Origin of the sequence: Vibrio eleionomae, assembly GCF_009874545.1 — a bacterium.
Classification (GTDB): domain Bacteria; phylum Pseudomonadota; class Gammaproteobacteria; order Enterobacterales; family Vibrionaceae; genus Vibrio; species Vibrio nitrifigilis.
Map to the genome: position 1 here is coordinate 27,605 of NZ_WEKT01000024.1, position 21,758 is coordinate 49,362.

Annotated in this window: 21 protein-coding genes; 19 read left to right on the plus strand and 2 right to left on the minus strand. The window is 44.0% G+C overall.

Features of this window, described 5'->3' with window-relative positions; translation table 11 throughout:
• The first annotated feature begins 11 nt into the window (after positions 1-11).
• From F9817_RS13325 to F9817_RS13355, 7 genes are all read left to right on the plus strand, one after another.
• Positions 12-1,724, plus strand: coding sequence for an efflux RND transporter periplasmic adaptor subunit (locus tag F9817_RS13325; protein ID WP_161156317.1), 1,713 nt, complete (start codon positions 12-14; stop codon positions 1,722-1,724).
• Complete coding sequence (locus F9817_RS13330; protein ID WP_161156319.1) at positions 1,724-4,864, plus strand: efflux RND transporter permease subunit; 3,141 nt, start codon at positions 1,724-1,726, stop codon at positions 4,862-4,864. The genes F9817_RS13325 and F9817_RS13330 overlap by 1 nt, the downstream gene beginning before the upstream one ends.
• A gap of 11 nt (positions 4,865-4,875) precedes the next feature.
• On the plus strand, positions 4,876-5,379 hold the full coding sequence (gene copI, locus F9817_RS13335; RefSeq protein WP_161156321.1) for a copper-resistant cuproprotein CopI: 504 nt from the start codon (positions 4,876-4,878) through the stop codon (positions 5,377-5,379).
• A 413-nt stretch (positions 5,380-5,792) separates the two neighbouring features.
• On the plus strand, positions 5,793-6,977 hold the full coding sequence (locus F9817_RS13340) for an ROK family transcriptional regulator (protein WP_161156322.1): 1,185 nt from the start codon (positions 5,793-5,795) through the stop codon (positions 6,975-6,977).
• A 120-nt stretch (positions 6,978-7,097) separates the two neighbouring features.
• On the plus strand, positions 7,098-7,922 hold the full coding sequence (locus F9817_RS13345) for a shikimate 5-dehydrogenase (RefSeq protein WP_161156324.1): 825 nt from the start codon (positions 7,098-7,100) through the stop codon (positions 7,920-7,922).
• Positions 7,923-7,984: 62 nt separating this feature from the next.
• The gene (locus tag F9817_RS13350) at positions 7,985-8,335 is read left to right on the plus strand and encodes a nuclear transport factor 2 family protein (RefSeq protein WP_161156326.1); all 351 of its coding nucleotides are present in this window, start codon (positions 7,985-7,987) and stop codon (positions 8,333-8,335) included.
• Between the two features lie 229 nt (positions 8,336-8,564).
• Complete coding sequence (locus F9817_RS13355) at positions 8,565-9,152, plus strand: hypothetical protein (protein ID WP_161156328.1); 588 nt, start codon at positions 8,565-8,567, stop codon at positions 9,150-9,152.
• 68 nt (positions 9,153-9,220) lie between these two features.
• Here the strand turns inward: F9817_RS13355 and F9817_RS13360 are convergent, their stop codons facing one another.
• The gene (locus F9817_RS13360; RefSeq protein ID WP_161156330.1) at positions 9,221-9,364 is read right to left on the minus strand and encodes a rhodanese-like domain-containing protein; all 144 of its coding nucleotides are present in this window, start codon (positions 9,362-9,364) and stop codon (positions 9,221-9,223) included.
• Positions 9,365-9,562: 198 nt separating this feature from the next.
• Here F9817_RS13360 and F9817_RS13365 point away from each other — a divergent pair, with 198 nt between their 5' ends.
• The 5 genes from F9817_RS13365 (at position 9,563) to F9817_RS13385 (ending at position 12,807) form a co-directional block, all read left to right on the plus strand.
• A complete protein-coding gene (locus F9817_RS13365; protein WP_161156332.1) occupies positions 9,563-10,747 on the plus strand; it encodes an MFS transporter in 1,185 nt (394 codons plus the stop codon).
• Positions 10,748-10,796: 49 nt separating this feature from the next.
• Complete coding sequence (locus tag F9817_RS13370; protein ID WP_161156334.1) at positions 10,797-11,225, plus strand: OsmC family protein; 429 nt, start codon at positions 10,797-10,799, stop codon at positions 11,223-11,225.
• Positions 11,226-11,234: 9 nt separating this feature from the next.
• Positions 11,235-11,567 carry a thioredoxin family protein gene (locus F9817_RS13375; protein ID WP_161156336.1) on the plus strand — a complete coding sequence of 111 codons (333 nt, stop codon included), beginning with the start codon at positions 11,235-11,237 and terminating at the stop codon, positions 11,565-11,567.
• Between the two features lie 115 nt (positions 11,568-11,682).
• Positions 11,683-12,006, plus strand: a complete 324-nt coding sequence (locus F9817_RS13380) for a thioredoxin family protein (protein WP_161156338.1) — start codon at positions 11,683-11,685, stop codon at positions 12,004-12,006.
• Between the two features lie 207 nt (positions 12,007-12,213).
• Positions 12,214-12,807, plus strand: a complete 594-nt coding sequence (locus F9817_RS13385; RefSeq protein WP_161156340.1) for a TetR/AcrR family transcriptional regulator — start codon at positions 12,214-12,216, stop codon at positions 12,805-12,807.
• 157 nt (positions 12,808-12,964) lie between these two features.
• On the opposite strand, the gene F9817_RS13390 is transcribed toward F9817_RS13385, so the two are convergent.
• Complete coding sequence (locus tag F9817_RS13390) at positions 12,965-14,173, minus strand: MFS transporter (protein WP_202436459.1); 1,209 nt, start codon at positions 14,171-14,173, stop codon at positions 12,965-12,967.
• Positions 14,174-14,270: 97 nt separating this feature from the next.
• Between F9817_RS13390 and F9817_RS13395 the strand changes: the two genes are divergently transcribed.
• The 7 genes from F9817_RS13395 to astD all read left to right on the plus strand — a co-directional run bounded on the left by F9817_RS13395 (position 14,271) and on the right by astD (position 21,750).
• Positions 14,271-15,101: an AraC family transcriptional regulator gene (locus F9817_RS13395; RefSeq protein WP_161156342.1), complete on the plus strand. Its 831-nt coding sequence runs from the start codon at positions 14,271-14,273 to the stop codon at positions 15,099-15,101.
• Positions 15,102-15,216: 115 nt separating this feature from the next.
• Entirely contained in the window at positions 15,217-15,669 is a 453-nt protein-coding gene (gene soxR, locus F9817_RS13400; protein WP_161156344.1) for a redox-sensitive transcriptional activator SoxR, read from the plus strand.
• 246 nt (positions 15,670-15,915) lie between these two features.
• A complete protein-coding gene (locus tag F9817_RS13405) occupies positions 15,916-16,782 on the plus strand; it encodes a GlxA family transcriptional regulator (RefSeq protein WP_161156346.1) in 867 nt (288 codons plus the stop codon).
• Between the two features lie 190 nt (positions 16,783-16,972).
• Positions 16,973-18,190, plus strand: coding sequence for a bifunctional succinylornithine transaminase/acetylornithine transaminase (locus tag F9817_RS13410; protein ID WP_161156348.1), 1,218 nt, complete (start codon positions 16,973-16,975; stop codon positions 18,188-18,190).
• 2 nt (positions 18,191-18,192) lie between these two features.
• Complete coding sequence (locus F9817_RS13415; protein WP_161156350.1) at positions 18,193-19,206, plus strand: arginine N-succinyltransferase; 1,014 nt, start codon at positions 18,193-18,195, stop codon at positions 19,204-19,206.
• An 18-nt stretch (positions 19,207-19,224) separates the two neighbouring features.
• Entirely contained in the window at positions 19,225-20,259 is a 1,035-nt protein-coding gene (gene astA, locus F9817_RS13420) for an arginine N-succinyltransferase (protein ID WP_161156352.1), read from the plus strand.
• Positions 20,260-20,262: 3 nt separating this feature from the next.
• Complete coding sequence (gene astD / locus F9817_RS13425; protein ID WP_161156354.1) at positions 20,263-21,750, plus strand: succinylglutamate-semialdehyde dehydrogenase; 1,488 nt, start codon at positions 20,263-20,265, stop codon at positions 21,748-21,750.
• Positions 21,751-21,758 lie beyond the last annotated feature (8 nt).

The following is a 21,758-nucleotide window of genomic DNA, read 5'->3' on the forward strand; positions in this document are numbered from 1 at the left end:
GAGGTAAAACAATGAATAAGATCATAATGTCAGTGTTGGCTCTTGCGATTGGTGGCGGGTTTGGTTATGCCACTCATGCGTATTTATCGGATAGTGATGGAGCGACAGTCAAGCAAGCTGGCAACAAACAACCTTTGTATTGGGTTGCACCGATGGATCCAAAATATAAACGCGACAAGCCAGGGAAATCACCAATGGGGATGGATTTAATCCCCGTCTATGCCGATGAACAATCGCTCCAAGATAAACCCGGCACGGTCAAAATCGATCCTGCGGTGGTTAATAACTTGGGTGTAAAAACAGCGCTGGTTAGCAAAGGCGTGTTAACGCCCAAAATACATACTGTTGGGTATGTAGGGTTTGATGATAGCCAAGTATGGCAACTGAACCTGCGAGTGAGCGGCTGGGTCGAGAATACTCATGTGCATGCTATCGGTGAACAGGTCAAAAAAGGCGATGTTTTATTTTCTTTGTATTCTCCTGAATTGGTGAATGCGCAAGATGAATTGTTTAACGCTTATCGAGTTAACCGGCCCAATCTGATCAACGGAGCGCGTGAACGATTACTCGCTTTAGGGCTAGAGCGCCAGCAGATAGAACAACTGGTTAAGCAAGGAAAATCGCAGCGCGTTATTAACATTTATGCGCCTGATGACGGCATTATTGCTTCGCTAAATATACGTAACGGGAGTTACTTAACACCTGCTGCCACTGCGTTAAGCGCAGGTTCCATCGATAAAGTATGGGTAAACACTGAGATCTTTGAACGGCAGTTGCATTGGATTAAACAGGGCACACCTGCTGTGATGACTCTGGCATCTCAACCGGGAAAAACTTGGGTTGGTAAAGTGGATTACATCTATCCGATTATTGATAGTCAAACTCGCACATTACGCGTCCGTTTGGTTTTTGATAATCGTGATAAAACGTTAAAACCCAATATGTTTGCTAATGTGTCATTAGAACCGCAAACAACCGCCGAACATTTGTTGATTCCTTCTCAAGCCGTAATACGCACCAACGATATGACGCGTGTGGTACTTGCCCAAGGTGAGGGCAAATTTCGTTCTGCGCGCATAAAAATTGGCCGTGAAGCCGCGGGAAAAATAGAAGTCGTGAGTGGTTTGAGCGCCGGTGAGCGTATCGTTACTTCGGCACAATTCCTGATTGATTCTGAATCGAGCTTATCGGCTGATTTAAGTCGTATTAATTCTCCTGAAAATAAGCCAGTGGCAACAACGGTTTGGGCTAAAGGTAATATTACTAAAGTGATGCAGGCCCATCGTATGTTAACCATTCATCACCAGCCTGTAGCGCAATGGAATTGGCCAAGTATGGACATGAATTTCACCTTGGCGCAGGACGTTGATTGGCAGGCGGCTTCTGTCGGGCAATCCATTGATTTTCAGTTACATAAAACCGCAACAGGACAATATGAAATTACCCAGTATCAATTAGGGTCAATGGAAGTGGCAAAACCAGTAACGCTCGATGCGACGATCAACATGGTGATGGCTGATTTTCATATGTTAACCATTCAACATCCTGCGGTGCAATCTCTTGGTTGGAAAACCGGAGAGATGAATTTCACGGTCAGTGACGCAATTGATTTGAGTGCATTCAAAGAAGGACAACAGGTAACGGTAACGTTGATAAAACAAGGGTCGGATTACCAGTTGAGCGATATTGCCGCCTCTCACTCTCAGCACCGGGAGGATAAATAATGATTGGTCGAATTATTCACTGGTCGGTCAGAAATCGGCTGATGGTTATTTTGGCAACACTGGTCTTAATCGCCGGGGGCTTATACAGCGTAAAGCAAACTCCCATTGATGCTTTGCCGGATCTATCTGATGTCCAAGTTATTATCAAAACCAGTTACCCCGGTCAGGCGCCACAAGTGGTAGAAGATCAAGTGACCTATCCGTTAACAACCGCAATGCTGGCAGTTCCAGGGGCGGAAACGGTGCGGGGCTACTCGTTCTTCGGCGACTCTTATGTTTACATCATCTTTAATGACAAGACGGATATGTATTGGGCTCGCTCACGGGTATTGGAATATTTAAGTCAAGTGACCTCCAAATTACCTGCGCAAGCAAAGCCAACACTCGGGCCTGATGCAACAGGAGTGGGTTGGATTTACACCTATGCATTACAAGATAAAACCGGTAAACATGATTTAGCCGATCTACGTGCTATTCAAGATTGGTTTTTAAAATATGAATTGCAAACCGTGGATGGCGTATCGGAAATCGCGACTGTTGGCGGCATGGTTAAGCAATATCAGGTGCAAATTGATCCGGCCAAGCTGCGCGCGTACAACTTAACGCTGCAACAAGTGAATCAAGCCATAAAACGGGGCAATCAGGAAACCGGTGCGTCAGTCGTTGAAGTGGCCGAAGCCGAGCATATGGTGCGCACCAATGGGTATCTATCCAATGTTGAAGATATACGTTCCATTCCATTAAAAATGACATCATCGGGTACGCCCGTACTGTTGGGGGATGTGGCGGATATTAACATTGGTCCACAAATGCGCCGTGGGGTATCAGAACTTAATGGTGAAGGCGAAGTTGTCGGCGGCATTGTTGTGATGCGTTACGGTGAAAATGCTAGTGCGGTGATTGAGCGAGTTAAGCAAAAACTGAAAACGTTACAACGTAGCTTACCGCCTGGCGTGGAAATTGTACCTACCTATGATCGCTCCACACTCATCAACCATGCGGTAGAGAACCTTTGGCATAAGTTAGCTGAAGAATTTATAGTCGTGGCGATCGTGTGCGCTCTATTTTTATTTCATATTCGCTCTTCTCTGGTGATTGCTATCAGTTTGCCCGTGGGCATTTTAGGGGCATTTGTCATCATGCATTGGCAGGGAATTAATGCCAATATCATGTCGCTAGGGGGAATTGCTATAGCGATTGGAGCCATGGTCGATGGCGCGATAGTGATGATTGAAAACGTGCATAAGCACATCGAGCGGACCCCACTGACGAAGGAAAATCGCTGGCAAGTGATCGCGGATGCAGCAGAAGAAGTGGGGGCCCCTCTATTTTTCTCACTGCTTATTATCACGTTAAGCTTTGTGCCAGTGTTTTCCTTGCAAGGACAAGAAGGGAAAATGTTTTCGCCTCTGGCGTTTACAAAAACCTATTCTATGGCTGTCGCGGCTGGGCTGGCGATTACTTTAGTGCCTGTTTTGATGGGCTATTTTGTACGAGGAAAAATTCGTTCAGAACATAACAATCCCATCAACAAGGGCTTGATTGCTGGTTATCGTCCACTGCTTCAAGTGAGTATTTCTCACCCGAAAACCATGATTATGCTGACCATCGCGTTAATGATCTCTGCGATTTATCCAGCGACACAACTGGGTAGTGAGTTTATTCCGCCGTTGGATGAGGGCGATATCATGTATATGCCAACGACCTATCCAGGTATTTCGGTCGGTAAGGCACGCGAGTTACTGCAACAAACGAACAAGCTCATTAAAACTGTGCCAGAAGTTAAAACGGTGTGGGGCAAAGTGGGCCGAGCGGAAACGGCGACTGATCCAGCGCCTTTAACCATGGTGGAAACGACGATTCAGCTTAAACCTAAATCTGAATGGCGTAAGGGAGTCACCAGTGAGTCTTTGCGTAAAGAATTCAATCAGTTGATTCAATTCCCTGGCGTGACGAATGCTTGGGTGATGCCGATTCAAACTCGGATTGATATGTTAGCTACAGGTGTCAAAACTCCAATTGGTATTAAGATTGCTGGCTCTGATCTGAAAGTCATCCAAGATATTGGCGCTAAGCTGGAACCTATCTTAAATAGCATTCAAGGGACGACGTCTGTTTATGCTGAACGTGTTGCTGGTGGCCGCTATATTACGGTCGATATCCATCGTAAGGTGGCCGCTCGTTATGGTCTGAATATCGCAGATATTCAGCAGGTGATCGCCACTGCGATTGGTGGCACGAATGTGTCAGAAACAGTAGAGGGGTTAGAACGTTTTCCTATTAATGTCCGTTATCCGCAAGAGTATCGTGATTCGGTTGAAAAGCTGAAAGACTTACCTATTGTTACGCCGACGGGGGCGCGTATTCCTTTAGCTGATGTGGCTGCCATTCGTTATGAAGATGGACCGCCAATGATCAAAACAGAGAATGCTCGACCCAATGGCTGGGTTTACGTCGATATCGCGGGGCGTGATTTAGGATCGTATGTGAATGAAGCCAAACAAACGGTTGCTAAAAATCTTGTATTACCAACAGGCTACTCTATTTCTTGGACGGGGCAGTATGAATATTTGGAAAGGGCGAAGCAGCGGTTAAGTATCGTTGTTCCTATCACTATTGGCATCATTATGTTGCTATTGTACTTCGCTTTTAAACGCGTCGGGGAAGTGTTGGTTATTATGGCGACACTGCCCTTAGCAATGGTAGGCGGTGTGTGGTTAATGCATTTACTTAACTACAACTTCTCGGTGGCAGTGGGGGTCGGCTTTATTGCGTTAGCAGGGGTTGCTGTTGAAATTGGGGTCATCATGTTGGTTTATCTTAACCAGGCGTGGCATCGCTGCAAACTCGATGCATTAGAGCAACAGAGAATGTTAACCAATGACGATTTAATACGTTCAATTCAAGAAGGGGCAGGGCTACGTGTACGCCCGGTCATGATGACAGTATCCACCATCATTATTGGTTTAGTGCCCATTATGTATGGATCGGGTACAGGAGCGAGTGTGATGCAGCGGATCGCTGCCCCCATGATTGGTGGCATGGGATCGGCGGTGATACTGACTTTGTTAGTTATCCCGGCAATTTTCAAACTATGGAAATCACGCGAAATTACCAAGCAAACGTCGACAACAAACTGAGGGTGTAACAAATGAATAAATCTATCATGTCTTTAGTAATCTTGGGTGCGATCAGCACACCAGCTATTGCAGAGATGAACAGTCACGATCATATGAGCTCTGAAATGGGTATGGAGCATAACGCCATGAGTATGCCAAGCGTCTCTGCGGTTGGTATGCCAGCTAATGGCGCTCAACCTGATAAAGTCATTCCGGTGGTGTTATCTGATGACATGACCATTCAATTTAAAAGCTCGACACCGATAAAACCAGGCGACATCGTGCAGTTTGTGATTATGAATAAAGGCAAGCAATCACATGAATTCTCTATTGGTTCGCCAAAAGAGCAAGCCGATTATCGAGCGATGCTCAGCAGCATGCCAAATCATCATAAAACAGACGGCAGCTCGGTAGTGGTTAAACCTGGACAAGCACAGCGAATGTTGTGGCATTTTCATGGAACAACAACCGTTGAATTTGATTGTAATATGTCAGGGCATTACGGCAAAGGGATGACAAAAACATTGGTACTTTAACCCTTAATATTCAAGTAAAAGGTGCTCAGTGAGCGCCTTTTTTAGTTCAATTTCAGCGCGACTATTTGTCCCAAAAAGCTGTTATTTGTAAAAATAAATTGATTTTTGATTTTATAAAAATCAATATGGGCGTCATTAAAGCCTGTGTGTTCGGCTTTTGGATCATCTATTTGTCATTAAAAGTATGTCATTGTTGTTCGCCACACGGTTGCGGTCAGTGGGGTGAATGATGTGCCACTAGTGATACCCGTGAGTGAGAGCGATTATGTGTGAATATTTTAGTAATAAAATTACGAAGAATATAGATGTCGAATAAAAAGCAAGCAGTCATGTGATTTTGATCATTAACTTTGTGCTAATTGTAAAAATAAATGTTAATGTAATGTTGTATTTGATGTTGTAAAGTTTCAATAATGAAAAAATTAAACGGTAAGAACCGCGTCGTCGCGCTCCTCAGGAAAGAAGCTTATTCTCGAGTTGAGCTCGCTCGTGCGACCGGATTAGGTAAATCTGCTCTAACAAAAGTCACAAAAGCATTGTTTGACGAAGGTATTATTGAAGAGGCGCAAGTTGCTGTAAAACAGTCGAGCGAGCAAGGTCGTGGCCGACCAGAAACCTTATTGCAGTTGGTGCCTAATATTAAGTTTAGCCTCTGTTTCTATTTGACAAAACAGGGCGTGAGTTCTTATCTGATTGATTTTACCGGAAAGATCCATGCTGCTAATGAAGTAGATTGGCCGGTGGATCCTGCCAATCATGATATTCATGTCGCTTACTCAACGGATGTGCTGCTTAATATTGTGAAGCAAGAAGCGAACGTATTATGTGCTCAACACTCATTAACGTTAGATCAACTAGAACTGATTTCGATTGCGACTTTTGGCAAAGTGTCACAGCAAGATGGCATTGTGGTTCATAGCCAGTTTTTCCAAGATACCAACGTGAAGTTGGCGGAAATTATTGGTGAATGCTTAGGTGTTACCACCAAGATCTTTAACGTTGACTACTGCTGCGCTTTTCAGTTGCAGCAGATGTATCCGGAAAAAGAGAGCTTTATTTCGCTGTGTCTCGGCCTTGGCTTGGGACTCGGTCTCTGTTTAGATGGTCAGTTAGTGACGGGGCGTTTAGGTTCTACACTCGGGATAGGGCATGTTAATTACGAACCTAACGGAAAGAAATGCTACTGTGGAGCAAAAGGGTGTACTGAAGCCTACGTTACCAGTGATGCGATTATAGATGAAATTGAATCGCTAAGAGGCCTATCAATTTCAGGTAACGATGTGAGTGAAAAAATGCAATCTATCAAACAGTTATTGTCCAGTGGCGATGTGGCAGCCCATCGTTCGATTGAAAAGGTCAGTCAAGCGGTTGGCGATATTCTTGCCCAGTTGATGGTGACATTTGATATCAGCACTATTTTCATGAGCGGTGATACCGCGGTCTTGTTTCACTATTTAGAGCAGTATATTCGACAATATTTAACCAGCGATAAGCGTTACCAAACGTTATTGACAAAGCCCAAAATTATACGAGTTACGGATGTTAAGGCGTCTGTCGGTGGCTTAATTCAACTTACTAACAGTCAGATAGTGATTTAGTTTTATTCGAATTAAACGTAGTGGCGTCATCTTTATGATGTCACTTCAAGTAATTGCCCAACACTTTAAGGTATCTTATTGATTCTCTAATTGTTTAAACCCTTTAAAGGAGTATAGCGAATGGAAGTGGCAATAGATAAAGACTCAACGTTATGTATCTCAGTTGCGGCTCGTCCGACCAATTATGGGATGCGCTTTCACAATTATCTGTATCAAAAATTGGATCTGAATTTCGTCTACAAAGCGTTTTCGAGTAAAAGTATTGAAGATGTGATTACTGGCGTTCGGGCGTTAAACATTCGCGGTTGTTCAGTCTCGATGCCTTTTAAAGAAAGGGTTATTGCCTGTGTTGATGAATTAGATGAATCGGCGCAGGCCATTATGTCAGTCAATACTGTCGTTAACACAAACGGCTACCTTAAAGCGTATAACACCGATTATATTGCGATCGTTAAACTCCTTGAACAATACCAAGTGCCAAACACGATGACCTTTGCGGTAAAGGGAAGTGGTGGTATGGCGAAAGCAGTCGTATATGGCCTCTCTAAATTGGGTTTTACCAAGGGATATATCATTTCTCGTAATCAAGAAAGTGGTGCGGCATTAGCAGAAAGTACGGGTTTTACTTGGAAAAAGGAGATGGCTGGTATTGATGCACAGTTACTGATTAATGCGACGCCACTTGGTATGCAAGGTGGCGATACCGAAGGGCAGCTGTGTTTCTCTGAACAAGATATTCAAGCTGCGAGTGTCATGTTCGATGTGGTCTCGAAACCGTTAGTCACACCCGCAATGGCATACGCTACGTCTCTGAATAAAACGGTGATTTCTGGTAGTGAAGTCTTTGCCATTCAAGCGGTCGAGCAATTTAAGCTCTATACCGGTGTGACCATCTCAGAAACGTTATTTAATCAAGCCAGAGATTATTCTCGGAGTATAGGTTAACAATTCGATAGACTTGCTCTTTTTAGTTATACTTTTATTTCAATAAGTTAATGGAGTAAATTATGACACCAAAAGACGTTGTTATCGCCTATTGGAAAGCGATGAATTCGAATGATTTCACTCAAGCAAGTGAATGGCTAGCCCCTGAATTTCAAGGCCACTGGGTGCAATCATCTGAGTTAATTGAAGGGCGCGATAATTTCGTAGCGATTAACTCCCAATATCCAGCAAATGGGCGGTGGCAATTTGTTATTCACTCCATCGTCGCCGAAAACAATACGGTCGTGACCGATGTTTCCATTACCGATAGTGTGGTTAATGATCGAGTCATTACTTTTCATACTGTTGAATATGATTTGATTGTTAAACAGGTCGAATATTTTCCAGACAATTACCCAGCGCCAGAATGGTGATCTCAATGGGTCAAGCCTCTCTAGTTTCATGCCTCAGATGTCACCACACTGAGGCATTATTCGTTTGATATACCCAAATCACTTCAGAATGCCGAATTCAGAGCGCTCTAAAAGAGCCCAGGTCAGCCCAATCATGAAAGGAGTGATTAGCCTCTTTCGACGATAAGCAATCATACGCTTAACTTTCTATTATACTTGTTAGAAATGAATGTATTAGAGGAAGTTAAAAATGAAACGGATTTTGTTATTTTGTATTCCAGTCGCTTTATCTGGATGCTCAGCGTGGCAGCAATCAGAGAACAATGCCACTAGTGACACCACTGTCACGCCTCTCGCTCAATGCCTTGGGCACACTCAACTTCCCGAAAAGCTTGCGAATCAATTTTATGCGGTGAACGACAGTAAATTATTGAATCAATCCCTTGGCGAACCAGGTAAAGGAAAGCTCTGCAATGGCGCAGTTTATCAGGCAAAACCTAAAACGAAAGTGGTGATCTATCGCGCGTGGAATAGTACCAACCCCAATAGTAAATTGGGTAGCTGGTGGGCGTTTAGCCAACCGTCTGGGTCAATTGCTAAATATCGGGAAAACTATGAGATCTGCTATCAGTGGTCACCACTCGATAAATTGGTCCGCTGCACGTTAAAACCGGGCACAAAAATCGTATTAGGAGGTGGACAAAGTGCCGAATGCTCACAATACCTCTCTTATCCCACATCGAAAAGTCAGCAAATTTTTATTGAAGACGCGAGCAGTGCTGTCAAAGATTGTGTTGAATATACCGGTATGATGAGTTGGATTGAAGCTGAGCAGTAAGTTATCGCACAAGTATAAATATAAGTAGCAGCGTCGTTTAAGCTGCTACCTGTCAATCGGTGGGTGATTCAATATTCAACATCAAACCCAGCAGAACGCCACTCGTCTAAGCCATTTTTATACATTTTAACTTTAAAACCACGCCCGATGAGCAGGTTAACTGCATCGAGTGCCTCAAGGCAGTAATAACCATCACAGTAGACAACGATCATGTCAGCATTGCCTTTCTTTTAGTTGTTATAGCGCAATTAATCCGTAGATAACTAGTGGAGAAACTCACTAAATTGAACACAAAGCTAAGCTATGGCGAAATAAATAATTAAAGAATGATCGTTCCATAATTTATTTGACTTATGGAACGATCGATCTTAAATTGTGGATCAATCGTTCTACAATTGAGGTTTTTTATTATGCCAGTTGCTTTATATGCACTTGCAGCTGCGGCTTTCGGTATTGGTATGGCGGAGTTTGTGGTGGTAGGAATTTTGCCTGCTATCGCGATGGACATGCATGTTGATATTCCAACGGCAGGACAGCTCGTTTCGTACTATGCCCTTGGTGTCGCGGTTGCAGCCCCTATTTTGACAGCCCTTTTTAGCAAATATGATCGTCGTAAATTAACGGTCGGGTTAATGCTTTTATTTGGATTAGCCAATTTGCTCACCACTCTTGCACCGAGCTATTCATTATTACTTTTAGGTCGGGTATTAGCTGGGGTCGTACAAGGCGTCTTTTATTCCATTGCCACGGTGATTGCTGCTGATTTGGTATCAAAAGAGAAATCAGGACGAGCCATTGGCATTGTCTTTTCTGGAATGACCATCGCGATTGTTTCTGGTGTGCCAGCGGGGGCGTTCATTACCGATTGGTTGAATTGGCGCGCTGCTTTTGCAGTCATTAGCATTCTTGGCTTTGTCGCGATGGTTGCGCTGTGGTTCGTATTACCTGCTAATTTAAAACGTCCGAAACCTGCGAGTGTATTTAAGCAGCTATCTGTCATCGGTGTCCCACGTATGATTTTGGTCTTTTTGATCACAGGTGTTGGTTACGGTGGTTCATTCATTGCGTACACCTATCTTTCTGAAATATTGGGACAAATTACTGGATTTTCGGCATCAGCTATCGGCACCATTTTGATTTTCTATGGGGTGGCTGTTGTGGTCGGCAATATTTATGCAGCTAAGTTAGCGGATCATAAAGGTCCTCTCAAAGCGTCGGCCGTTATTTTCGTTGCTCTTGCTATCACGTTATTGCTGTTTGGTTTTGTGGCGACGAATAAATTTTACGTAATCCCATTGATCATGATTTGGGGCGCAGCGGCATTTGGCAGTGTGCCTGTATTACAACTTTATGTTGTTCAACAAGCAGAAAAGCATTTCCCTCATGCTGTTGATGCGTCATCAAGTATGAATATTTCTGCATTTAACCTAGGTATCGCGGTTGGTGCTTCCGTCGGAGGTTTCGTGGTTGCTAAATACGGTTTAATTGCAACTGCACCTGCAGCTGCTGCCGTGGTTGCATTAAGTGTATTGCTCATCGCTTACAGTGGCGTGTTAGAAGCAAAAGACAATAAAAAGCTTGCTACAAACAAGTAGTAAATATCAATGAGAAGTTAGCTTCAAAACTTATAATGAGGAGAACAAAATGGATATCAAATTGAACTTATCTTGGACGGGTGGAATGAAAGGTGAAGGCCTTATTCAGAGCGAAGGCCTATCTACTAAAATTAGTATTCCTGCTGTATACGGTGGTTTAGGTGAATACAGTAACCCTAAAGAGCTGTATGTTGCATCAACCGCTGCGTGTTTTCTATCTACGCTATCGGCTATTTCAGATAATAAAAAATTGCCTTTAGAATCTCTATCGGTTGAAACAAATGCACATGAAAGTGATGACGAATTTTCAATTCATCATATTGCAAATATTGTTCTTAAAAGCGATGCAACAGATTCTGATAAGAAAAAAGCAGCAGATTACACAGCAACAGCTGACTCTATTTGTGCTGTAGGTAATTTGGCTCGTAAAGCAGGTGTAAATGTTACAGCTGAACCAAATATTACAGTTGCCGAGTAACAGAGAGCTATGCCAGTACTTGACGCGAATACCAAGCGTTTTAATCAGGTAGTAAAGCAGAATCAAGGCGTATCCCTGTTTCGCTTTTGGGCAAGTTGGTGTCCACCTTGTCGGATGATGACAAAGGTGTTTCAGCAAGCCCAGAAAAGAACCAATGGCTTAGCTGAATTTTACGATGTGAATGTTGATCGCCATACAGAGCTTGCTGAGCAATGTCGAATCCGCAGTATTCCGACCATTATCATTTATAAAAATGGTAAAGAGGTGAAACGAGTAGGCGGTATTGTTATGGCTGATGAGCTACAACAACTGGTAGAAAAATACAGTAAAAATAGCAGGTGATTTACCTGTAATTAATCGTGTTCGGTCCATGATAGTGAAGGTTCCTTAATGCATTAAGGCAGTACTGTATCTCTATTGTGGATCGACTGTTCTAAAAGTAAATGGGAGACAGTCAATGACTTCAAAAGTATTAACGTTAAATGATGAAACTTATCAAGAGAATCTGAGTAAAGAGGGCACGTTTGCAGTGCGTCTTTGGGCTGAGTGGTGTATGCCATGTCGTATGATGTCACCAATCTATGAGGAAGTGGCAGACAAAATTGCGGATGAATCGCTGGTAATGGCAGAAGTCAATATTGACCAATTTCCTTCTGTCGCGGCCTCTTTAGGTGTGAGAAGTATTCCAACGGTGGTTGTGTTTAAAAATGGTAAAGAAATCAACCGTTCTGCTGGACTTCTCCCTGCACCACAATTAACCGCTCTGATTCAGAATAGCTAAATAGATTTGGGTATTTGGACTTAGGGAAGTGATGCGATAGTATGCTGGGAGCGAATGTTAACAGCGAAAGAAAAAATCGTATCGTGCTTCAAATTCAGGGATGAATTGAAGAATCTTGGCGAGTTGGACACACAAATGTGGATTATGGGTTTCCCCATGATGTCTGATACGCCATAATCGCTACGTTTTTCAATAAGAGGTATCGTAATGGCTCGTACTGGACGCCCTAGAGAATTTAACCGCGAAGCTGCGGTGAAACGCGCAATGAATCTATTTTGGCAAAAAGGCTTTGAAAGTACGTCGTTAGCTGAATTACGTAAAACCTTGGGCAATCTCTCTGCTGCGAGTTTTTATTCTGCATTTGGTTCTAAACGCGAGCTCTATAAAGAGTGTTTAGAGCTGTATACCCATACTTGTGGCGAAACGCTATCACTACTGACTGACACCAGTGTGCCCGCTAAAGTTGCGATAAAAAATATGCTGGTCAAAACCATTACGTTACAAACCTCAACGCAAACACCGACGGGATGTATGGCGGTATTGTCGGGTTTGAACTGTTGTGACGACAATAAAGAGGTAGAACAACTGGCGCTATCGGTGCGCAATGATATTCGCCAAGCGCTAAAAGAGTGTATAGAACGTGGTATTCAGCAGAGTGAATGGCACCTTGATTCTAATGATGTTGAGTGTTTCGTCGTCATGATCGATACCTTTGTGAATGGCATCTCTATTCAATCTCGTGACGGCGTTGACCGCGACGCTTTATTTCGTGCCTGTGACCTGTTTTTGGAGCGATTGTAACTATCGCTCTTTAATCTTATGACCAAAGAGTGTTATGTGCTCTTAGGCAAAGAATAGGTGTGAAGATAGAGTTGTCACCCTACCATTGAAATCAATAACGTAAGATTACGATAGGTAAGGAGCCATAGAGATTGGCTCCTTTTTAGATTGGAAAGCATTAAACTTGAACCGCTTCTACGTCACTTAATTCAATACTTCTTAAACGCCCAGCCAGTGCCCCTGAAATTAACATGACCACAGATAATCCAGTAGCAATGAGGAGTACAGCCGTCCAATTGTGCGTAATGTTGTGCAGTATTCCCACTAATGTTGGGCCAGAGGCGGCTAATAAATAACCCACTCCTTGTGCCATCCCTGACAGTAAGGTGGCTTGAGTGGTGCTGCCAGTGCGAAAGCCGATAAACATATACGCTAACAGGATGACACCACCGGAACCAACGCCGAAACAGGATACCCATAACATAGCGCCAAGAGGGGCAATCCATAGACCCATCAGTCCGACCGTTAACAAGCCGCTCATTATAATGGCGATGGTGACTTGGTTTTTCATTCGGCTTACGATGGGGCCAAGAAATAACCCGGGTAGTGCTGATGCCAGTTGCATCATGCCGTGGACCGAACCCGCCTCTAAGGTTGAGAATCCTGCATCGGTCAAAATAGTGGGAAGCCATGCCACTAGCATGTAATAAAGCAGTGAATTGATGCCCATAAATAGCGTAATTTGCCAAGCGAGCGGTGCTAACCAAATCGACCGCATAGAGCTTGGCGTTTTAATCTGTTTGGGTTGGTAAGTGGTACCGTTGAGCTGCTTACTCCAGATGACAGCGCCCAATAATGGCAAAATGACCATTGTACCTAGCGCTATTTGCCATCCTCCGAGCATATCTAAAGGAACAATTGTGGCAGAAATTAGCCCCGCGGATACGCCCATGCACAAGCCGCATAACCCTGTCATGTTTGCTACTTTGTCTGGATAGTTTTGCTTGACCAAACTGGGCAACAGCGTGTTACCCACCGCAATACCCGCTCCGGTTAGCAAGGTGCCAATATACAAACTGGATACCCAACCTAAAGATCGCACTAGAATACCGATCATAATGGCCACGAGCGCAGTTAATAACGTGATGTTTAAACCAAATCGTTTCTCTAGCTGGGCAACAAAAGGTGAAATGACCGCAAAACAGAGGAGCGGCAGTGTTGTGAGTAACCCTGTTTGATACGATGAAAGGGAAAGTACGGATTGAATCGTATCGAGCACAGGGGCGACGCCCGTAAACGGAGCTCTTAAATTACACGCAACAAGTAATATCCCAATAAAGAGCATGATGGATGACAATGTCCGTTTGTCATTCGTATGGTTGTTCATGAAATGGTTCTCTTAGTTAATCATTGAGTTCACCTTATCATTTGTTACGTAGGATGAATTTATATAATATGACTAAAAATCGCTAAATTATGACAAAATGAAATCTGATCAATACACGCTCTGTGATATCGTCGAACAGCTTGAATCTCAATCATGCAATACGCCTGTGATTGCTATGTGGGTTGATATTGAAGATGAAAAAAGTGAAATGCCCTTGCATCAACACCAGCACGGACAGCTCGTGTATGCGTTAAAAGGCGGCGTTCGGTGTCAACTTCCTCAATCTACGTTAATCGTTCCGCCTCAGTGTGCGGTTTGGATCCCGTCGGGCGTCATGCACAGCATTCACACCACAGCCAATGCCCAAGTGTGTTATCTGTTTATCCATCCTTCGGTGTCGTCATTGCCTAAGGCCGGGTGCACACTTTCGATTGCGCCTTTGGTTCGTGAATTGATTTTGAATTTAAGTATGCAGCCTCACCAGTATTCACCTGACAGCGCGTTGGGGCGTAAGGCATTAGTATTGCTTGAAGAACTTGCACAAATGCCGATTGAACATTTATCTCTCGTTACTCCTGATGAACCGAGGTTACAAAAAATAGCCAAGCATTTGTTTAATCATCCAGCGGACAGGCGCACTTTGGCTGAATGGGGCACAAAAGTGGCAATGAGTGAACGTTCCCTAGCACGATTATTTAAACATGAAACGGGAATGACGTTTGGACGGTGGCGTCAGCAGTTACATCTTATTATTGCGATGCATCAACTCTCAAACGATAGCTCGGTACAAAGTGTCGCTGATTATCTGGGTTATCAATCCGTTACCGCGTTTATTACCATGTTTAAAAAGGCGGTAGGGAAGCCTCCAGCACAATATTTTTCATCTTTAAATCAAATGGATAACCATAATCTCGACAAAGCCAGCTAGGTGCTGTTACTCAGTTCATATTGATTCTGCAATTTAATGGCTTAATACTATACCTCAACAAAACTTGAGGTTACTGTGTTCTGGCAAGGTAAATAATAAGGATGGGAAAATAGTAATGGAAATGACCGTGGGTGAGGTTGCAAAGCGTGCTGGGGTCAAAGTCTCCACTTTGCATTTTTATGAGCAGAAAGGTCTGATTTCCAGTTGGCGAAACGCAGGAAATCAACGTCGGTACGATCGGCAGGTCTTACGTCGGGTTGCGGTCATTAAAGCAGCGCAAACTGTGGGATTAAACCTTGAAGAAATTGGTGATTCATTAGCGGTGTTACCCAAACACAAAGCGCCGACTCGAGAACAATGGCAGCAGATGGCAACGCATTGGCAAGCAATGCTCAATCATCGAATTCGTCAACTTGAAGCGTTAAAAAATGATCTAGGTGGTTGTATTGGTTGTGGCTGCTTATCACTTGAGAGTTGTGCCATTTATAATCCGCAAGATGTTCGGGCAGAAACTTTTGCTAATAAGACATTATTAACTCATCCCGAAGAGTGGAATGATGGTATATAAGACAATCGATATATGATTTTTTATTCACGTTAAGAACATATAGTGAATTTTAAGCACAATTTTAAGCGTTTTAAATTGAAATAAAAGCATTGATTAAATGGCCTCTGTTCGTCATGCTTACCCGCAAATAATATTCAGCAAGGCTGAATGGGTGCTCATGGAAAGAAGTACGATTGGATGGTAGCAGTAAAGACAAACAGGGTAGTTATTTATTCCCAGAGGCCATGTTCTTCGTTGGCATTAGGAATGATCATTGAGCCGTTTGCACACTCTAATCGGCTTAATGAACAATGCCAGTTTGAGGTGATTCATCATCAGCAAAACGAGGCTGTTACCCTAGAAAGTGTTGTGGGAGAATCAGGCTTCGATTGGATTATTTTGCTGGCTGAATATGCGCCAAATACCGAGTTATTCCGCCCCGATCTCACCTTTATTAAACACCAACTGAAATACACAAATGCTAAGGTATTGGCGCTAGACGGTGGCGTTTACTGGCTTGCTGCCATCGGGCTCATGTCGGATAGCCCAGTGGCTGTGCATTGGCATTATAGTGAAGATTTTCAGCAGAGTTTCCCACAACAGCCGATCAGCACTCAGCTCTTTCATGATGGGCCTAATTGCATTACTTGTGTCGGGAAACTGGCCACATTAGATGCCGTGCTATGCCTGATTTCCCGCTATCAATCCACTGAAATCATTAGAGATATCTGTGATTACCTCTGTATCGATCGAATTCGATCTCAAGAAGAGAAACAACGCTTACCCAGTTCTTTAATCGGTGGTGTTAACCAGCCTCGATTAACCATGGCGCTAGAGCTGATGGAGCAAAATATAGAAGAGCCACTTTCGACTGATGATATCGCGGATTTGGTGCATATTTCGAGGCGTCAACTCGAACGTTTGTTTAAACAATATCTCAATACGATGCCAGCCAAACATTATTTAGGGCTGCGACTTGAGCGAGCTAAAAAGCTGTTGCTGACTACCAATACCTCCATTGTTCAAATCGGTTTAAGTTGTGGTTTTTCGAGTGGACCGCATTTTTCTTCTTCCTATAAAGCGTTTTATCAAATTACCCCGCGTGAAGAACGTAGTCGAAAATTAAACCGATAATGCCGGATATAAAATCTATTTAATATCAGTGTCTTGCCTAAGAGCGAAACCATTCTCGCTGAAACAGCATCGTGAGGTTATTTGGGTATAAAAGCGCGAGAATCTATAAATTTGCGTCGTAATTTTGAAATGCTCTGAACAATTAACCGAGTAGTTTAATAGGGTACATTGATAAATCAGAGGCACGAAGATGAAGAACTCCATTCCCTCAAGGAAAGATTTTGACCAATACATGATCCCAGTGTATTCACCGGCACCCTTTATTCCAGTGAAGGCACATGGCTCAACCTTGTTTGATCAGAGCGGTAAAGATTACATCGACTTTGTTGGCGGTATTGCGGTTAATGCGCTGGGCCACGCCAATCCCGAATTACGTAAGGCTTTGATTGAGCAATCAGATAACCTTTGGCATACCGGTAACGGTTATACCAATGAGCCAGTTTTAACCTTGGCAAAACATCTAGTGGAAGCGACCTTTGCCGATAAAGCGTTTTTCTGTAATTCAGGCGCTGAAGCTAACGAAGCAGCGCTAAAATTAGCTCGACGTTATGCTCGCCAGAATTTCAGCGAAGATAAAAACGAAATCATTGCGTTTAACAATGCGTTCCATGGCCGTACACTGTTTACTGTGTCGACTGGCGGTCAGCCAAATTACTCGAAAGATTTTGCGCCATTACCAGGTGGCATTTCGCACTTACCTTTCAACGATCTCGAGGCGCTAAAAGCGGCGAGCTCAGATAAAACAGCAGCGGTAATTGTTGAACCTATTCAGGGTGAAGGCGGCGTGATTCCTGCCACTCCTGAATTTTTACAAGGTGTGCGAGAGCTGTGTGACCAACACAATGCCGTGCTGATCTTTGATGAAGTGCAAACGGGCGTTGGTCGTACCGGTCATTTGTATGCGTACCAAGGTTACGGTGTCACTCCTGATGTATTGTCAACGGCAAAAGCACTTGGTGGTGGTTTCCCGATTGGCGCAATCCTGACGACGGATAAATTTGCGACTGGTCTTACGGTGGGTTCTCATGGCACAACGTATGGTGGTAATCCTCTTGCTTGTGCTGTCGCGAATGTATCGCTTAATATCATTGATTCAGAAGCATTTCTTGCCGATGTACGTGCGAAAGAAGCGCATTTTGTTGAAGTGCTGAAGAAGATAAATAGTGAACTCAACATGTTTAGCGACATCCGTTCAGCAGGTTTGCTGATTGGTTGTCAATTGACTGATGAATTTGCCGGACAAGCAAAAGCCATCAGCGTTCTCGCGACTGAATATGGTGTGATGACATTGATTGCTGGTGCTAACGTGGTGCGTTTTGCCCCAGCACTTAATATTAGTGAATCAGAAATGGAAACCGGTTTGTCTCGCTTTGAGCAAGCTCTAAAGGAATATAAAACAAGGAAGTAAGCATGATAATACTGCGTCCTGCGCGTTTGAGCGACTTAGGTCAGCTTGAGCGTCTTGCGAAAGAAAGTGGCACCATGGTGTCCACTTTGCCAGATAAGAAAGAGAGCTTAGTGCGTAAAATTGAACGCTCTATCGACTCTTTTGCTCAGGACGTGGTCACTCCAGGTGAAGAGAGCTATTTCTTTGTGTTAGAAGAGTGCTTAACCGGACAAGTGGTCGGCACAGGCGCTATTAATGCGCTGTCTGGTTATCGCACTCCTTTCTATGCGTTCCGTAATGATATGCTGATTCACTCTTCTCGCGAGTTGAATGTGCATTCTCGTGTTCACGCTTTGTCGTTGACGCATGATTTAAGCGATCACTCCAATCTTTGTAGCTTTTACGTGGTCGATTCGCTACATAAAACGCTGTATCCCGCCTTGGTCACACTAGGGCGCTTGCTGTACATGAGTGTCGAGTCACAGCGTTTTAGTAATGAATGGATGGCGGTATTGCCGGGGTTGTGTGATGACGCTGGCCGCGCTCCATTTTGGGAACATGTCGGGCGTAAATTTATCGGCCTAGATTATGATGAAGTGGAGTTTTTGAACGGAACCAAAGATGGCACATTTATAGCAGAACTCATGCCACATTATCCATTGTATGTCCCGCTGTTTGATGAAGAAGCGCAGCAAGCCATTGGTATGGTGCATCCTAAAGCAGAATTGCAATGTAATTTGCTTAGCGGGCAGGGCTTTGAGCCTGATAAATACGTAGAAATTTTTGACGGTGGCCCCATTCTCAGTGCCACCCATAATACCTTGAACATTTGGCAGCAACAGCGCCAAAAGAGTGTGACATTTGCAGAGGTTGCACCTGATGCGCCTGCACATTTAATCGGTTTTAAAAGCGATAGTGGTTTTTCTGCTTTTATCGCGCCATGCCAAACCAGATCTAGCCAGTTAGTGTTGGATAAATCCATTGCACAGCAGGTGGGAATAACAAACAAACAAACCGTTTGGCATGTAGAAATTTAGTTAAAAAGGATTTTAATCATGATGATTATTCGCCCAGTCAATTGGGATGATAAGGACGCATTACTCGACTTAGCCAGCAAAGCGGGCGTTGGCTTTACCTCGCTTCCTGTCGATGAAGCTCGTTTATTAAGTCGCCTAGAACGTACATTAAACACTTGGGATAAAAAAGCGCCACTGCCCGAGCAAGGCTATTTATTTGTATTAGAAGATACCACAACGCAAAAAGTCGTGGGCGTAAGCGGTATTGAAGTGGCGGTCGGGCTAAATGAACCTTGGTATTCTTTCCGTCTTGGCACGTTAGTGCATGCGTCTAAAGAGCTGAATGTTTATACACAGATGCCAACCTTGTTTTTAAGTAACGATCACACCGGACACAGTGAACTGTGTACCTTATTCCTCGATGCGGACTACCGTCACAGCAAAAACGGTCAATTGCTCTCAAAATCACGCATGATGTTTATCGCTAACTTCCGTGAAGAATTTCGCGACAAAGTGTTCGCAGAAATGCGCGGTGTATGTGATGAAAACGGTGAATCACCATTTTGGGAATCTTTGGGTCGCCATTTTTTCTCGATCGATTTTAGTGAAGCAGACTATTTGACCGGGATTGGTCAAAAAGCCTTTATCGCTGAATTAATGCCAAAGCATCCACTCTATGTCGATTTTCTAACAGAAGAGGCCAAAGCGGTGATTGGTCAGGTGCATCCGTGTACTGCACCTGCGCGTAAAATTTTGGAAAGTGAAGGTTTTCGCTACACTAACTATGTCGATATTTTTGATGCTGGCCCAACGTTAGAAGCTTACGTTGAAGATTTGCGGATTGTTAAACAAAGCCAAATGCGCAAAGTCGTGATAGCTGAGCATCCTATTGTAAGTGAGCAACCTTATTTAGTAAGCAATACAGATTATCAACAATTTCGCACCACATTAATTGCGTCGCAGCCGGATGATGAGTGTATTTATCTCACGCAAGAACAGTGTGATGCACTAAAAGTGAAACCCGGGAATGAGGTGCGTGTCGCCTCTTTGTTTGCAAAACAGCCAGAGGTATAAATCATGATCAAAACTCAACCGAATGTCTTTACAAATGGTCAATGGCAAACCACAGGAACGGCGCTTTTTAGCAAAACCAATCCTGCCAATGGTGAGCTGGTATGGCAAGGTCATGAAACAGAGAATGCGTGTGTTGAACAAGTGGTCTCTAACGCACGTACCGCCTTTAAAACGTGGGCGCGCACAGCGTTTGATGAGCGTGTTGCGATAGTCAAACGCTTTGCTGAGCTGGTGGCAAACAACAAACAAATCTTGGCTGAAACCATTGCCAATGAAACCGGTAAGCCGTTGTGGGAAGCGTTAACAGAAGCGCAAGCGATGGCTAATAAAGTTGCTATTTCAATCACGTCTTATCACGAGCGTACTGGTGAAAAAGTGACTGACATTGCAGGCGGAACTGCCTCACTGCGCCACCGCCCTCATGGTGTTATGGCCGTGTTTGGCCCTTACAATTTCCCGGGGCACTTACCCAATGGGCACATTGTACCTGCGTTGATTGCCGGTAATACCATTGTGTTCAAACCCAGTGAGCTAACGCCATTTACGGCACAAAAAACCATTGAGCTTTGGGAGCAAGCCGGATTGCCAAGCGGCGTAATTAACCTTGTACAAGGTGGTAAAGAGACGGGCATTGCTTTAGCAGCAAGCACTGGTATTGATGGTTTGTTATTTACTGGCAGTGCGAATGTGGGGTATTTACTGCATGAGCAGTTTGCCTCTCGTCCCGATAAGATTTTGGCGTTAGAAATGGGGGGTAACAACCCATTAGTGATTGATTCTTATGATGATACTGATGGTGTCGTGAACCTGATTATTCAATCTGCGTTTATCAGTGCAGGTCAGCGTTGCACCTGTTCACGCCGGCTACTCGTGCCGCATGGTGAACAAGGTGATGCATTAATTGCTCGTTTAGTTGACGTTACCAAACAGATTAAAGTTGGGGCGTGGACCGAAAAAGAACAGCCATTTATGGGGCCTGTCGTATCCGTGGCCGCGGCACAGCATATGCTCAATGCGCAAGATGAGCTGATTAAAAAAGGCGCGATTTCTCTGGTTAAAATGGAACAGTTGGTCCCAGAAACGGGCTTGTTATCACCAGCCATTCTTGATGTCACCAATGCGACCGATTTGGTTGATGAAGAGTACTTTGGTCCATTGCTCACTGTGATTCGTTACAACACGCGTGAAGAAGCGATCGATATTGCCAACAACACACGCTTTGGTCTATCTGCAGGTTTAGTCTCTAAAGATAAAGCTTTTTATGAGCAGTTCTTAATTGATGTTCGTGCGGGCATCATTAACTGGAACAAACCGCTAACCGGTGCAGCGAGTAATGCGCCATTTGGTGGCCCAGGCGCATCGGGAAATCATCGCCCAAGTGCGTATTACGCTGCTGACTACTGCGCATGGCCTGTGGCATCGTTGGAAACTGATCACGTTGAGATGCCAGAAGCCGTTTCTCCGGGTCTGGATTTTTCAAGCAATAAGTAGGAGCGAAT